This window comes from Stenotrophomonas sp. P5_A8 (genome assembly GCF_056400545.1).
Genome location: NZ_JBFULB010000002.1, coordinates 1 through 13,211, shown reverse-complemented (window position 1 = coordinate 13,211; position 13,211 = coordinate 1). Strand labels below are relative to the sequence as shown.

Genomic DNA, 13,211 nt, shown 5'->3' with positions numbered 1-13,211 from the left:
GCTGTATGGCACAGAGCGACAATCCCGGGCTACGATCGGCACGGACTTCCCAGCCAACGCCCATCCCATGACCGCCCTCTCATCCTCGTCGCTGGGCAAGCGCCACCTCGATATCGCGGCTGTCATGTGGCTTCTGGGTGTATTGGGAGGCGCCGCCGTAGGCATGGCGTTTTCTCATATGGGCTACGACGGCGAAGGGCTTGCCCTTGCGTTGACATGGCTGGTGAACCTGGGTGTGGCCTGGCACCTTGCGAACGCCGCACAAGCTCAAGGCAGACGACGCTGGGTATGGGGCATGCTTGCCGCGATCTGGCCGGCTGCTTCGATGGGGGTATGTAGCTTTCTGAACTTCAGCCGCTGGTTTGGCTGGAGCAAACCACCTGCTTGAACCCGCTCAACCGCGCCGTGACGATTCCCGCAGCACCTGCTTCACCGCGATGGTCTGCCCGTCCACCGCCTCGCCGTTGATCAGCGCCAGCAGCTTCTCCACCAGCAGCTGCCCGGCCTGCTTGGTGTCCTGCTGCACGGTGGTGAGCGTGGGCGACACCGAGGCCGCCAGCGGAATGTCGTCGAAGCCGGCCAGCGCCACGTCCTGCGGGATGCGCAGGCCCTGCTCACGCAACGCCCGCATGGCGCCGATCGCGATCAGGTCGCTGGCCGCGAACACCCCGTCCACCTGCTCGCCGCGTGCCAGCAACGCGTGGCAGGCATCGAAGCCGTCCTGCTCGGTGGTGATCGCATCGTGCTGCAGGCCGGGCTCGGCGGTGATCCCGCGCGCGGCCATCGCCGCGACATGGCCGCGATAGCGCTCCTCGAATTCCGGGTAATGGCTGGACGCATGGCCGATGAAGGCAATCCGCCGGCAGCCCTGGTCCAGCAGGTGCGCGGTGATATCGAAGCCACCCTGGAAGTTGTCGCTGCCGATCGACACCCCGGGCTGGTCGGGCAGGGCCGCGCCCCAGCGCACGAAATGGGTGCCTTGCTCGACCAGCCGCTGCAGCCGCTCGCGCGACTCGTGGTAATCGCCGTAGCCGAGCAGGATGATCCCGTCGGCCTTGTTGCTGTCTTCGTAATCGGCCTGCCAGTCGGTGGACAGCTGCTGGAATGACACCAGCAGGTCGTAGCCGCGCAGCGCGCAGGCGCGGGTGATCGAGCCGAGCATGGCGTGGAAGAACGGGTTGATCAGCGAGTCGTCGTTGGTCGGGTCCTCGAAGAACAGCAGCGCCAGCGTGCCGGCATTGCGCAGGCGCAGGCTGGAGGCGTTCTTGTCGACCTTGTAGTTCAGCTCCCGGGCGATGCGCAGGATGCGCTCGCGGGTTTCGGGGTTGACCATCGGGCTGCCGCGCAGGGCGCGCGAGACGGTCGGCTGCGACACCCCGGCCAGGTGGGCGATGTCCAGGGAAGTGGCTTTGCCTCGGATGGTCATTGCTGGGGTACGGCGGGGGACGACGATCTGCATGATGCCATGCGCGGCAAGGCCGTGGCCCGGCCGGCGGGCGATGGCGGGATTACGCCAGCGGCCTGTGGAACCCGTCAGCGCCCTTGCCGCCCTTGGCGTGCGGGGGAATCTGGTCGGTTCCGGGCGGAATCCCCACAGGGCCGGGGACGGCGGCGATGGTAAGATGGTGCCTTCTGGACCCCCCCATTTCACCTGGGGCAGCCCCGCGTATCTRCACCCCGCCTTGGGCTGTGATATGACTGCGGCCTGCCCTCGGACAACGGAAGAGCAACCCTATGGCGCGCGGCATCAACAAAGTCATCCTGGTCGGCAACCTCGGCAACGACCCGGACGTGAAGTACACCCAAGGCGGCATGGCGATCACCCGCATCAGCCTGGCCACCACCAGCGTCCGCAAGGACAAGGATGGCAACCAGCAGGAGCGTACCGAATGGCACCGCGTGGTGTTCTTCGGCAAGCTCGGCGAAATCGCCGGTGAGTACCTGCGCAAGGGCAGCTCGGTCTACGTCGAAGGCAGCCTGCGCTACGACAAGTACACCGGCCAGGACGGTGTGGAGAAGTACTCCACCGACATCATCGCCGACGAAATGCAGATGCTGGGCGGCCGCGGTGAAGGCGGCGGCGGTGGCGGTGCTGCTGCCGGCGGTGGCAACTACGGTGGCGGCGAGCGTCCGCAGCGCCAGCAAGCCCCGCGCCAGGAGTACGGCGGCGGCGGCGGTGGTGGCGGCGGTCAGCGCCAGGGCGGGCAGGGTGGCGGTTATGGCCAGCAGCGTCCGCAGCAGGCACCGGCGCAGTCGGCGCCGCCGATGGACGACTTCGCTGACGACGATATTCCGTTCTGATTTTTAGCTGCAGAATTATGTAGACAAGGCCCCGGTAAGTACCTGTACTTACCGGGGTTTCTGCTATTTGCGGCCGCGGCTCTCCCATGTGCTGATCTCGTTTCCATCTTCCATTTGTAGAGGATGTAAACGATGGCACCAGAATTCCGTGTTCGGCTTGGTCTGTTCGCGTYCGGTGAACGCTCCCCGGTGCTTCCAGATCGGGAAGCATTTCCGCTCTTTTTGATACGCATCGGGATGCGTTCGGGGGCGAGCCGATCTGCAAGATCCTGCAGATTTCCCGTCTGGGTATCGACGGTATGCGGCGCTTCGGCGCGATCCGCAACAGCGCTGTTCGCGTGCGCACGGCGACGACCTCCTCGCTCCTCAGATCGAGCGTGTCTGGCAGTCCAACATGCAAGTCCACGGCGCGGTGAAGGTCTGGCGTCAACTGGCTCGCGAGGGAACGGCGGTGGCGCGTTGTACCGTCGAGGGACTGATGCGCCGCCTTGGATTGCAAGGTGTGAGGCCAGGCAAGACCGTGCGCACGACCATCAGTGACAGCTGGAACCCATCGGCTATATCCGGCCTGCCGAAGCCGAGGCAAACTACTATCGGCAACTAGCCAGTCAAGCCGCCGCGGTGGTGGCCTGACGTAAACCTACTGGCCTCCACCGAACCCGGGGGGATTCAGTTTGCGAGACCGGAACGCCGCCACTTTCATCCGGTTCCCGCACAGCGCCATGCTGCACCAACGGCGCTTTCGCGACTTGGTCGTGTCATGGAACAGCAGTGTGCAGTCATGCGCTTCACACTCGCGTACGTGCTGCAGGTCGCCACCGGCGAGGAGCCGGCTCAGCGCCACTGCGATGGGCTCCAGCAGGCTTTCTGCGCTGTCATCGCGGCGCCGTTCGACCACGCAAGGGCCTGCACCGTCAGTGGACGACTGCAGTTGAACGATCGGTCGGCCAGCCTCCAGCACCCTGTTCACCACCGGTGCCTGGAACGGTCGACCTGCCCGTGCAGCCGCCAGCAGTTCGCGTGCTTCGTCGCGCAGGGCGGCCGCCAGCGCCGCCACGCCCTTCGGAATGGGGACCGCGCCTGCGTCCAGGACGCCCGCCGCGGCCAGCCAGTCGACTGCCGCCTGGTCGCCCTGAAACACGTCCACCATGGCCGTACTGGGGCCGTAGGCCGAGTTGATGAAGTCGAGCGCCAGATCATTGGCCACGAACAGCGCGGGGGATGGAGCTGAGTCGATCATTCGTAACCCCTTTAAATGTTGTTGACAGGTTACCACTGCCGTGCGTAACCTTCAAATCAACTCCAATGTGGTTACATAAAACGCTCATGACTCCTTCGAGTACGCTCGCCCGATTCGGCGCGACGGCTGCCCTGCTCGCCGCCACCGCCACCGCCACCGCGCACGCCCAAGTCCAGTACCGCTACGAACAGGTGGGCGAGGTCAAGGTGTTCTATCGGGAGGCCGGCCCCCGTTCGGGCCCCACCGTGCTCCTGCTGCATGGGTTCGCGGCGTCGTCGTACATGTACCGGGACGTCATCGAGGCGCTGTCGGACAAGTACCACGTCATCGCCCCGGACCTGCCCTCCTTCGGTTACACCGAGGCACCTGCGCGTGGCGCGTATGACTACACCTTCGACACCCTGGCCGCGACCCTGCAGCGCTTCACCGAGCAGCTGAAGCTGGAGCGTTACGCGCTGGTAGTGCACGACTACGGCGCCCCGGTGGTATGGCGTCTTGCCAGCGCGAATCCAGAGCGGATCACCGCCCTGATCTCGCAGAACGGCAACGCGTACGAGGACGGCCTGGCGAAAGGGTGGGATCCGATCCGCGCCTACTGGAACGATCCCAGTGCGCAGAACCGCGCTGCCCTGGCTGAGTTCCCCACGGCCGCTGCGATCAAATGGCAGTACCTGGAAGGCGTGCGCGACCCCAGCCTGGTGGCGCCGGATGGCTACACCCTTGAGGGGCTGCATGTATCCAGGCCCGGCAACGCGGATATCCAGCTGGACCTGCTGCTGGACTACGCCTCCAATGTGCGGCTTTACCCCGCGTTCCAGGCCTACTTCCGGACGCATCGGCCGCCGCTGCTTGCCGTGTGGGGGCGAAACGATCCGTACTTCCTGCCCGCCGGTGCAGAGGCGTGGAAGCGCGACATTCCCGATGCCGAAATCCACTTTTTCGATACCGGGCACTTCGCGCTGGAGACGCATGCGGACGAGATCATTCCGGTAATCCGGGAGTTTCTGGATCGGAGGGTTGGCACGCACCGAAGCGGAGCGCAGTCGGGTCCTTGAACAACAGGAAACGCGCCGGYAGGCAGAATCCCCAACAAACCCAAAACGTTCCGGCCGCTGCACGACGATCCAGATGATTGAGTCAATCCGACCGTCCCGTCCAGAGTTGGAAAGGTGGCGTCGAACGCGTCTCGTTGGGTCGTATGCCAGCAGAGGGGAAGGGTGCGATTTGGCTTCCAGCTATTGCGGGTGTTCCCAGTGGATAGGGGGCAAGGATGTCAATAAGTTTATCTGGTAGGCGAAGTTGTTGACACTCGCGAGGCAGTAGTACGCTGGGTGCATTGCATGCCAGCGCAGGTGGCAGTTGTTTACCTTTTTGGTAGGCACAACCCTTTCAAGCAAAACGCACCGGTACGTCCCGGCAGAGCTTCAAGAAAATCCCCGTTCTTACGGGGATTTTTTGTGGGTCTTCGCCTGTTCACAGGGAGCAACGCAGATCGATCAACGGCTCGGTCAACGCAGATCGATCAACGGCTCGGGCAACGCAGGCGACCTTGAAACCGGATTTGTGTGCGCGGGAAGACCGTACGCACACCCGTAGAGCCGACCGTTGGTCGGCTTCTCCCAGCGCTCAACGATACCGACGTAAGCCCTAAGGTCGAGCCAAACGTCCGTGGGCTTTGTGCTCTGCAGCATGGGTTTTAGTGCACTGCGTCTTGCAAAAAAAAGACGCGCTCCTCTATGGTGCAATCGATTGCATTAAATCGAATCGTCAGCGTGTCATACCGGTTGGGAGGCCGGAAAGTGGATGCCTATCCATTTGATCGGACCAGGCCCAGCCCCGGGGCTCACACGGCGCCATGCGCTGCGCATGGCGGTGATCGGGAGCGTTGGCTTGGGGGTTGCGGGCGTTTTGCCTGCGTTCGCAGCCACCGCGCCGCTCAAGGGCAACCTGAAGCACTCCGTCGCCCGCTGGACGTTCCCGCAGCAATCGATTGCCCAGCTCTGCCAGACGGTGAAGGCCATCGGGTTCGCCGCCATCGATCTGGTGGGGCCGGCGGACTGGCCCACGCTGAAGGCCCATGGCGTGGACAGCGCGATGTGCAACGGCGCAGAGCTGGGCCTGACCAAGGGCTTTGCCGGCCGCGAGTTCCACGAGGAGCTGGTCGAGCGCTACACGCAGCACATCGACCTGGTGGCCGATGCCGGCTACCGCAACCTCATCTGCTTCTCCGGCAACCGCAACCGCATGGACCCCCAGGAGGGCATGGCCCATGCCGAGGCAGGGCTCAAACGCATCCTTGGGCACGCCGAGAAGCGCGGCGTCGTGCTGGTGATGGAGCTGCTGAACTCCAAGGTCGATCATCCCGACTACCTGTGCGACCACACCGCATGGGGCGTGGAGCTGTGCCAACGGCTCGGCTCGGATCATTTTGGTCTGTTGTACGACATCTACCACATGCAGATCATGGAGGGCGACATCATCGCCACCATTGGCAAGCATCACGCGTGCTTCAAGCACTACCACACCGCAGGCGTGCCTGGCCGGCACGAGATCGGAGATCAACAGGAGCTCCACTATCCCGCCATCTGTCGCGCGATCCGCGACACCGGTTTCGATGGCTATCTGGCGCAGGAATTCATGCCTGCGGCGCCGGATCCCGTCGGCTCGCTGCGCGAGGCGATCCGCCTCTGCGACGTCTGAAACGCTATCCACCAAGGTGAAGTAGAACCCATGGCAGACAATCACTACGACGCTATCGTCGTTGGCTCCGGCATCAGTGGCGGTTGGGCGGCAAAGGAACTGACCGAGAAAGGCCTCAAGGTCCTGATGCTGGAACGCGGACGCAACATCGAGCACGTCAAGGACTACGTCAACGCGATGAAGGAGCCGTGGGATTTTCCACACCGCAACCGGCCAACCCAAGCGATGAAGGCCGACTACCCGGTGTTGATGCGCGACTACGCGCTTGCCGAGAACCTCGAGGGAATGTGGGCCAACGAAAAGGAATCGCCGTACATCGAAACCAAGCGGTTCGACTGGTTCCGCGGTTATCACGTCGGCGGTCGCTCGCTGATGTGGGGGCGGCAGAGCTATCGTTTCTCCGACCTGGATTTCGAGGCGAACCTCAAGGACGGCATCGCCACCGATTGGCCGATCCGGTATGCCGACATCGCACCCTGGTACGACCATGTGGAGAAGTTCGCGGGCATTGCCGGTACCCGGGAGGGGCTGGATGTGCTGCCCGATGGCGAGTTCCTGCCGCCGATCCCGCTGAATATCGTCGAGAAGGATGTGGCCGCGAGGATCCGGAAAGCCTTTGGCGGAACGCGGCATATGATCCACTCGCGCACCGCCAACATCACCCAGCCCATGCCCGAACAGGGCCGGGTCAATTGCCAGTACCGCAACAAGTGCATCCTGGGCTGCCCCTTTGGTGCCTATTTCTCGACCCAGTCGGCGACGCTGCCGGCGGCCATGAAGACCGGCAACCTCACATTGCGGCCGTTTTCGATCGTCAAGGACGTGCTCTATGACAAGGACCGCAAGCGTGCGCGCGGCGTGGAAGTCATCGACGCCGAGACCGGCCAGACCTACCAGTACACGGCCAAGGTCATCTTCCTCAATGCGTCGTCCTTCAATTCGACCTGGCTGCTGATGAACTCGGCGACCGATGTCTGGGACGGTGGGCTGGGCTCCTCGTCCGGCGAGCTTGGGCACAACGTGATGGACCATCACTTCGGCGCGGGCGCCTCCGGCCGGGTCGACGGGTATGAAGACAAGTACTACTTCGGCCGTCGTCCCTGCGGCTTCTACATTCCGCGTTTCCGCAACGTCGCTGCGGACAAGCGCGGCTACCTGCGCGGGTTCGGTTACCAGGGCGGTGCCAGCCGTAACGGGTGGTCACGCGAGATCGCCGAGCTCAACATCGGTGTCGACCTGAAGGAGGCGTTGACCGTTCCCGGTGACTGGCGCATCGGCATGACCGGCTTCGGCGAAATGCTGCCGCACCACGACAATACGATCCGCTTGGACGCCGAGCGCAAGGACAAGTGGGGCCTGCCGGTATTGGCGATGGACGTGTCCATGCGCGACAACGAGAAGGCTATGCGCAAGGACATGGCCGCCGATGCTGCCGAGATGCTGGAGGCCGCCGGTGTCAGGGACGTGGAAATGCACGACAACGACTACGCGCCGGGCAAAGGCATCCACGAAATGGGGACCGCGCGCATGGGGCGTGATCGCAGCAACTCGGTGCTCAACCAGCACAACCAGGTCTGGGATGCGCCCAATGTCTATGTGACCGACGGTGCCTGCATGACCTCCAGCGCCTGCGTGAATCCTTCGCTGACCTACATGGCGCTGACGGCGCGGGCCGCCGACCATGCCGTGCGCGAACTGAAAGCGGGGAACCTCTGATGGATCGCCGCGAACTCCTGAAGATGATCGTCGCCGCCACCGGCGCGGCCATGGTCGGCCTGCCCGCGCTCGTCCAGGGACAGGCGCCCGCCGCAGGGGCGAAGACGCCTTTCTCCGACGCCGATGTGGGCACGTTGGATGAAATCGCCGAGACCATCCTGCCGCGCACGGCAACGCCGGGGGCGAAGGACGCCGGTGCCGGTCTGTTCATGGCGCGGTTCGTTGCCGACTGCTACACGCCCCGGCAGCAGGCGACGTTCCGCGCAGGGCTGGCCGATATCGACAAGCGCGCTGGCGGCCGGTTCGCGTCGCTCGCGCCGCAGTCCCGTGCCGAGCTCCTGCGCGCGCTGGATGCAGAGGCCAGGAAACACGCGGTCGACGTGACCGAGACCGGCACCGCCGCGGAAGGAGAAGCGATGCCGCATTACTTCACCATGATCAAGCAGCTCGCCATCTTCGGCTTCTTCACCTCGAAGGTCGGCGCGACCGACGTGCTGCGCTACGTCGCAGTACCGGGCCGCTACGACGGCGACCTGCCCTATGTGCCTGGCACGCCCGCCTGGGGGACCAGCTGATGAACCGCAACACGTTGATCAGGCTTCTCCAGGTTGCAGCTGGCCTGCTGGCCACGGCCTCCGTGTTTGCACAGGCCGAGACCGATCCCGCGCGCGATCCAGCGAAGACCGAGGTGTGGACGCCCGTGCCTGCAGTCGTGTCCACGCCTCAAGGGAGGGCGCCCTCCGACGCGATCGTGCTGTTCGACGGCGACGATGTCTCCGCCTGGGAGTCGGAGCAGGGCGGACGCGTACCTTGGCGTGTAGCCAATGGCGCACTCACAGTGGTTCCGGGCAGCAAGGGCATCCGCACCCGGCAGCGCTTCTGCGACATCCAACTGCATGTCGAGTGGCGCACGCCCACCGAGACGAAGGGATTCGACGGTCAGAACCGGGGCAACAGCGGCATCTTCCTGCAGGAACTGTACGAGCTGCAGGTGCTGGACAGCTACAACAACCCGACCTACGCCAACGGCCAGGCCGGCTCGATCTACAAGCAGGCCATGCCACGGGTGAATGCCTCGCGTGCGCCGGGGCAGTGGCAGGCTTACGACATCGTCTGGAGGGCGCCGCGATTCTCGGCAGGCGGCGGACTCACCTCACCGGCCCGCATCACCGTGCTGCACAACGGCGTGCTGGTGCAGGACGACACCGTCATCTCGGGCAGGACCGAGTACATCGGCGCACCGTCGTACGCGCCGCATGGGTGCGCGCCGCTCTACCTGCAGGAACACGATGCCAAGGTCAGCTACCGCAACATCTGGGTACGCGAACTCTGACGGCGCAGGGCCGGCGCCAACGCCGGCCTGCTACTTCGCCAGGAAACTGGCGATGTCATCGATCTCCTGCTTTGACAAGTGGGAGAAGGGCGGCATCAACCCGCCGCCCTTGCTGATCTTCTCCTTGATCTGCACAGGCGTCATCCGCTTGCCGATGTCGGTGAGCGCGGGGAATGCGCCGGGCATGCCCGCGCGATCCGCGCCGTGGCAGGCCGTGCAGTGGGCCGCATACAGCGTCGCGCCCGCAGCCGGGTCGTCCTTGGACCACGCCGATGGCGCATGCGTTACCGCCCAAAGGGCCAGCGTCAGTGTCAGGGTCGTTTTCAAGCAGGGCTCCTTTGCGGGCTAGCGCGGTGCGCGGGCGGGCGGGCTGACGGTCAGGTGTTCGCGCAGGTAATCGGCACCGGTCTTGATGACCTTGGCAGGATCACGGGGTTGGTCGTGCTCGATGATGTACCACTGCACGCCGGCATCCGCTGCGGCGGGCAGGATCGCGTTCCAGTCGAGCACGCCCTGACCGACCGCGGCGAAACCGCCTTCGTCTTCGGCCTGGCCTTTGGGCGCATTGTCCTTGGCATGCACTGCGAACAGCCGGCCGCGGAACTTGCCCAGCATCACCGCCGGGTCGTAGCCGGCGCGCGCCACCCAGGCAAGATCCAGCTCGGTCTGCAGGTCAGACCCGGCGGCGGCGAACAACAGGTCCAGACCGGTCCTGCCATTGAAGTCGACCAGCTCGAAGTCGTGATTGTGGTAGGCCAGGCGCATGCCCTCGCCCCGTACCTGTTTGGAGATCCGGCCCAGTTCCTGGCCCAGTGCGGTCCAGCCCGCGGCGTCCGTCGGCCGATCTTTCGCGTCCAGGTAAGGCACCACCAGCGTGGTGTTGCCGATCGACCGGTTGAAGGCCACCACGCCGGCCAGGTCCTTGCGCAGCTCGGCCAGGGGCACGTGCGACGAAATCGCCTTGATCGCGTATCGGTCCAGCAGCTGCTTGAGTTCGGCGGCGCTGACGCCCTGCGTGCCCACCGTTTCCACCGCACCCACGCCCGCGTCATGGACGATCTTCAGCTGCTGGTCCAGCGAGCCGGCGTTGCGCAACGAGTACATCTGCACCGCGATGGGCGCTCGCGGGGCGACGACGTCGTGCGCGAAGGCGGGCAGGGCAGCGAGCAGCAGGGCGAGAATTGCAGTTCCGCGAACAGAGGTGTTCATCAAGAGGGTCTCCCGGGATTCAGCCGATGGTGGTCCAGGCGCGTGTCCTGGCCGATGCAATGACGCGGTCGACGATCAGCGCCGAGCGCACGCCGTCTTCGAAGGTGGGCAGGCCCTGCGGGTGCTCACCTTCGATGGCGCGATAGGTGTCGGCGACAAACGCCTCGAAACACTGGCCGTAGCCCTGCGCATGCCCGGCGGGCAACACCGACAGCCGGCGTTGCTCGGCACTGCCGGCGCCCGGCCCACGGACGAAGACTTCCTCGCGCTGGTCGGGCAGGCCGATCCACAGCCGCTCGGCGTCTTCCTGGTTGAATGCCACGCTGGCCCTGGCACCGTCGATCTCGAACCAGAGGCGATTACGACGCCCGGCCGATACCTGGCTGACCGTCAACGATGCCAATGTGCCGGCGCCAGTGCGGAACATCGCCGCCGCCACGTCCTCGCTCGCAACCGCCTGCATCGCGCCACCGGCCGCCGCTGTGGTGAAGCTCTGCCCGGTGTCGGTGCTGCGCTCGGCGATCACGGTGGCGAAGGCCGCGCTGACGTCGACGAAACGCTCGCCGCTGACCCATTCCACCAGGTCGCACCAATGCGAGCCGATGTCGGCGAACACGCGCGACGCGCCGCCCAGCGCCGGGTCCACGCGCCAGTTGTTGCTGGCCGGGTCCAGCAGCCAGTCCTGCAGGTAGCTGCCGTGGATGAGGTGCAGCGGCCCCAGTTCGCCCTGCGCGATGCGTGCTCGTGCCTCGCGCACCACCGGGTGGTAGCGGTAGACGAAGGGCACCGTGGCGACCAGCCCGTTCGAGGCGGCCAGTGCAGCCAGGGCCTGGGCGTCTTCCAGCGTCGTCGCCAGCGGCTTTTCGCAGACCACGTGCTTGCCGGCTTCCAGTGCCGCCTGCGCCATGGCGCGGTGCAGATGGTTGGGCGTGCAGACGTGCACCACCTGCACCTGTGGATCGGCGACCACCTCTTCGATGTCCCGATAGGCATGCGCAACACCCCACGCCTGCGCCACGTCGCGTGCGCGTTGCGGTGACGAGGCGGCCACGCCACGGATCTCCGCACCGGCCAGCAGCGCCGCGCGGCGATGTACGGCGCCGATCATGCCGGTACCGACGATGGCAATTCCAAGCTTGGGCATCGGGTGCGGTCCTCAGGGGGTGGAAGGGGCGACCGCGACCACCGGCCGGTCGCGGAAGAGCAGCAGGAAGGCGACCAACACGACCAGCGCGACACCTGCCGGGAACAGCCAGATCTTCTGCCAGTCCGGGCCCGCCGCCGTGGTGTAGTGCTCCACCACCGCGCCGGACAGGAACGTGCCGATCAGCATGCCAACGCCGTAAGTGGCCAGGGTGATGAAGCCCTGCGCGCTGCTGCGTGCGGCAGGGCCGGCATGCGCATCGGTGTAGATCTGCCCGGTGACGAAAAAGAAGTCGTAGCAGATGCCATGCAGCACGATGCCGATCACCAGCAGGGAGAAACCGCCGCCCGCATCGCCAAAGGCGAACAGGACGTAGCGCACCACCCACGCGGCCATGCCCACCGCCAGCATGGTCTTGACCCCCAGCCGCACGAACAGGAACGGCATGGCCAGCATCAGCAGGACCTCGGACACCTGGCCCAGCGATTGCAGGCCGGCGGCGCTGCGTACGCCCAGATCGTTGAGATACGGATTGGTGAAGTTGTAGTAGAACGCCAGCGGGACGCAGATGGCGATGGAGGAAAGGAAGAAGACCAGGTAGGCGCGCGACTTCAGCAGTCGCAGCGAATCCAGCCCCAGGATCTGCCCGAGACCGGCATCGCGCTGTTGCGCCAGCGGCGGCGTGTGCGGCAGGGTGAAGGCATACAGGCCCAGGGCCAGCGACGCCATCGCGGCCATCTGGAACGTCAGCTCCAGCCGGTGTGCCTGTTCCCAGCCCAGCCAGCCGATCAGCACGCCCGCCACGATCCAGCCGACGCTGCCGGCCACCCGCACCAGCGGGAACTGTTTCTCAGGCGATTGCATGTGCCGCATCGCCACGCTGTTGGCCAATGCCAGCGTCGGCATGAACAGCAGCATGTAGCCCATGACGCAGGCGAAGAACATGCGGAAGTCGGTTGCCGTGGACGCCAGCCACATCAGCACCGCGCCGGCCAGATGCAGCACCGCGAGAATGCGCTGCGCCGCGAAGTAGCGGTCGGCGATCAGGCCGACCAGGAACGGCGCGACGATGGCGCCGATGGACTGGCTGAGGAAGGCCGTCGCCACCTGGCTCGCAGTGGCCTGCAACGGCCCCTGCACCAGGTACGTTCCCAGGGTCACGAACCACGCGCCCCAGATGAAGAACTGCAGAAACATCATCGCGCCCAAGCGCGACATGGTGTGCCTCATGGCTTGCCCTCCCAGGCAGTGATGGCTCAGATCCCCAGCATGCGGCGCAGTGATCCAGGATCGGTGCCGCTGTCGGCAAAGTCGTCGAAGGCGCGCTCGGTCACGTGGATGATGTGGTCGCGAATGAAGGCGGCGCCTTCGCGTGCGCCGTCTTCCGGGTGCTTCAGGCAGCACTCCCACTCCAGCACCGCCCAGCCGGGGAAATCGTATTGGGCGAATTTGGAGAAGATCGCCTTGAAGTCGATCTGGCCGTCCCCGAGCGAGCGGAACCGCCCCGGACGATCGATCCAGTCCTGGTATCCGCCGTAGACGCCACTGCGCGCACTGGCGTGATACTC

At 65.2% G+C, this 13,211-nt stretch carries 14 protein-coding genes and 1 pseudogene; 8 read left to right on the top strand and 7 right to left on the bottom strand.

Annotated elements, in window-relative coordinates; translation table 11 throughout:
• The first annotated feature begins 67 nt into the window (after nt 1-67).
• Nucleotides 68-388, top strand: a complete 321-nt coding sequence (locus tag AC1DQP_RS00225) for a hypothetical protein (protein ID WP_457319487.1) — start codon at nt 68-70, stop codon at nt 386-388.
• Between the two features lie 6 nt (nt 389-394).
• Here AC1DQP_RS00225 and AC1DQP_RS00220 read toward each other — a convergent pair whose 3' ends face one another.
• Nucleotides 395-1,426: a LacI family DNA-binding transcriptional regulator gene (locus AC1DQP_RS00220; RefSeq protein WP_256776396.1), complete on the bottom strand. Its 1,032-nt coding sequence runs from the start codon at nt 1,424-1,426 to the stop codon at nt 395-397.
• A 308-nt stretch (nt 1,427-1,734) separates the two neighbouring features.
• On the opposite strand from AC1DQP_RS00220, the gene AC1DQP_RS00215 reads away from it, so the two are divergent.
• Both AC1DQP_RS00215 and AC1DQP_RS00210 read left to right on the top strand, forming a co-directional pair.
• Complete coding sequence (locus tag AC1DQP_RS00215; RefSeq protein WP_478050916.1) at nt 1,735-2,301, top strand: single-stranded DNA-binding protein; 567 nt, start codon at nt 1,735-1,737, stop codon at nt 2,299-2,301.
• A 224-nt stretch (nt 2,302-2,525) separates the two neighbouring features.
• Nucleotides 2,526-2,845 (top strand): annotated as a pseudogene (locus AC1DQP_RS00210) (IS3 family transposase); the annotation flags it as partial.
• A 96-nt stretch (nt 2,846-2,941) separates the two neighbouring features.
• Here the strand turns inward: AC1DQP_RS00210 and AC1DQP_RS00205 are convergent.
• Nucleotides 2,942-3,541, bottom strand: a complete 600-nt coding sequence (locus tag AC1DQP_RS00205; RefSeq protein WP_457321581.1) for a CGNR zinc finger domain-containing protein — start codon at nt 3,539-3,541, stop codon at nt 2,942-2,944.
• Between the two features lie 86 nt (nt 3,542-3,627).
• On the opposite strand from AC1DQP_RS00205, the gene AC1DQP_RS00200 reads away from it, so the two are divergent.
• The 5 genes from AC1DQP_RS00200 (at nt 3,628) to AC1DQP_RS00180 (ending at nt 9,290) form a co-directional block, all read left to right on the top strand.
• Complete coding sequence (locus AC1DQP_RS00200) at nt 3,628-4,596, top strand: alpha/beta fold hydrolase (protein WP_478050915.1); 969 nt, start codon at nt 3,628-3,630, stop codon at nt 4,594-4,596.
• A gap of 748 nt (nt 4,597-5,344) precedes the next feature.
• Nucleotides 5,345-6,241, top strand: a complete 897-nt coding sequence (locus AC1DQP_RS00195; RefSeq protein ID WP_457319211.1) for a hydroxypyruvate isomerase family protein — start codon at nt 5,345-5,347, stop codon at nt 6,239-6,241.
• Nucleotides 6,242-6,271: 30 nt separating this feature from the next.
• Nucleotides 6,272-7,957: a GMC oxidoreductase gene (locus AC1DQP_RS00190; RefSeq protein ID WP_457319212.1), complete on the top strand. Its 1,686-nt coding sequence runs from the start codon at nt 6,272-6,274 to the stop codon at nt 7,955-7,957.
• Nucleotides 7,957-8,532, top strand: coding sequence for a gluconate 2-dehydrogenase subunit 3 family protein (locus AC1DQP_RS00185; RefSeq protein ID WP_457319213.1), 576 nt, complete (start codon nt 7,957-7,959; stop codon nt 8,530-8,532). The genes AC1DQP_RS00190 and AC1DQP_RS00185 overlap by 1 nt, the downstream gene beginning before the upstream one ends.
• A complete protein-coding gene (locus tag AC1DQP_RS00180) occupies nt 8,532-9,290 on the top strand; it encodes a 3-keto-disaccharide hydrolase (protein ID WP_457319214.1) in 759 nt (252 codons plus the stop codon). The genes AC1DQP_RS00185 and AC1DQP_RS00180 overlap by 1 nt, the downstream gene beginning before the upstream one ends.
• A gap of 30 nt (nt 9,291-9,320) precedes the next feature.
• On the opposite strand, the gene AC1DQP_RS00175 is transcribed toward AC1DQP_RS00180, so the two are convergent.
• From AC1DQP_RS00175 to AC1DQP_RS00155, 5 genes are all read right to left on the bottom strand, one after another.
• Nucleotides 9,321-9,617 carry a c-type cytochrome gene (locus AC1DQP_RS00175; protein ID WP_457319215.1) on the bottom strand — a complete coding sequence of 99 codons (297 nt, stop codon included), beginning with the start codon at nt 9,615-9,617 and terminating at the stop codon, nt 9,321-9,323.
• 18 nt (nt 9,618-9,635) lie between these two features.
• Nucleotides 9,636-10,499: a sugar phosphate isomerase/epimerase family protein gene (locus tag AC1DQP_RS00170; RefSeq protein ID WP_478050914.1), complete on the bottom strand. Its 864-nt coding sequence runs from the start codon at nt 10,497-10,499 to the stop codon at nt 9,636-9,638.
• A 19-nt stretch (nt 10,500-10,518) separates the two neighbouring features.
• The gene (locus AC1DQP_RS00165) at nt 10,519-11,643 is read right to left on the bottom strand and encodes a Gfo/Idh/MocA family protein (RefSeq protein WP_457319217.1); all 1,125 of its coding nucleotides are present in this window, start codon (nt 11,641-11,643) and stop codon (nt 10,519-10,521) included.
• Nucleotides 11,644-11,655: 12 nt separating this feature from the next.
• Complete coding sequence (locus tag AC1DQP_RS00160; protein WP_457319218.1) at nt 11,656-12,873, bottom strand: nucleoside permease; 1,218 nt, start codon at nt 12,871-12,873, stop codon at nt 11,656-11,658.
• Between the two features lie 26 nt (nt 12,874-12,899).
• On the bottom strand, nt 12,900-13,211 hold a 312-nt coding region (locus AC1DQP_RS00155), incomplete at its 5' end, for a sugar phosphate isomerase/epimerase family protein (RefSeq protein ID WP_478050913.1).

Bases quoted from the DNA above. Each gene is read 5' to 3' on its own strand.
- AC1DQP_RS00205 (WP_457321581.1), bottom strand. From the start codon at position 3,541: ATGATCGACTCAGCTCCATCCCCCGCGCTGTTCGTGGCCAATGATCTG.
- AC1DQP_RS00200 (WP_478050915.1), top strand. From the start codon at position 3,628: ATGACTCCTTCGAGTACGCTCGCCCGATTCGGCGCGACGGCTGCCCTG.
- AC1DQP_RS00165 (WP_457319217.1), bottom strand. From the start codon at position 11,643: ATGCCCAAGCTTGGAATTGCCATCGTCGGTACCGGCATGATCGGCGCC.
- AC1DQP_RS00185 (WP_457319213.1), top strand. From the start codon at position 7,957: ATGGATCGCCGCGAACTCCTGAAGATGATCGTCGCCGCCACCGGCGCG.
- AC1DQP_RS00225 (WP_457319487.1), top strand. From the start codon at position 68: ATGACCGCCCTCTCATCCTCGTCGCTGGGCAAGCGCCACCTCGATATC.
- AC1DQP_RS00160 (WP_457319218.1), bottom strand. From the start codon at position 12,873: ATGAGGCACACCATGTCGCGCTTGGGCGCGATGATGTTTCTGCAGTTC.
- AC1DQP_RS00180 (WP_457319214.1), top strand. From the start codon at position 8,532: ATGAACCGCAACACGTTGATCAGGCTTCTCCAGGTTGCAGCTGGCCTG.
- AC1DQP_RS00215 (WP_478050916.1), top strand. From the start codon at position 1,735: ATGGCGCGCGGCATCAACAAAGTCATCCTGGTCGGCAACCTCGGCAAC.
- AC1DQP_RS00220 (WP_256776396.1), bottom strand. From the start codon at position 1,426: ATGACCATCCGAGGCAAAGCCACTTCCCTGGACATCGCCCACCTGGCC.
- AC1DQP_RS00170 (WP_478050914.1), bottom strand. From the start codon at position 10,499: ATGAACACCTCTGTTCGCGGAACTGCAATTCTCGCCCTGCTGCTCGCT.
- AC1DQP_RS00190 (WP_457319212.1), top strand. From the start codon at position 6,272: ATGGCAGACAATCACTACGACGCTATCGTCGTTGGCTCCGGCATCAGT.
- AC1DQP_RS00195 (WP_457319211.1), top strand. From the start codon at position 5,345: ATGCCTATCCATTTGATCGGACCAGGCCCAGCCCCGGGGCTCACACGG.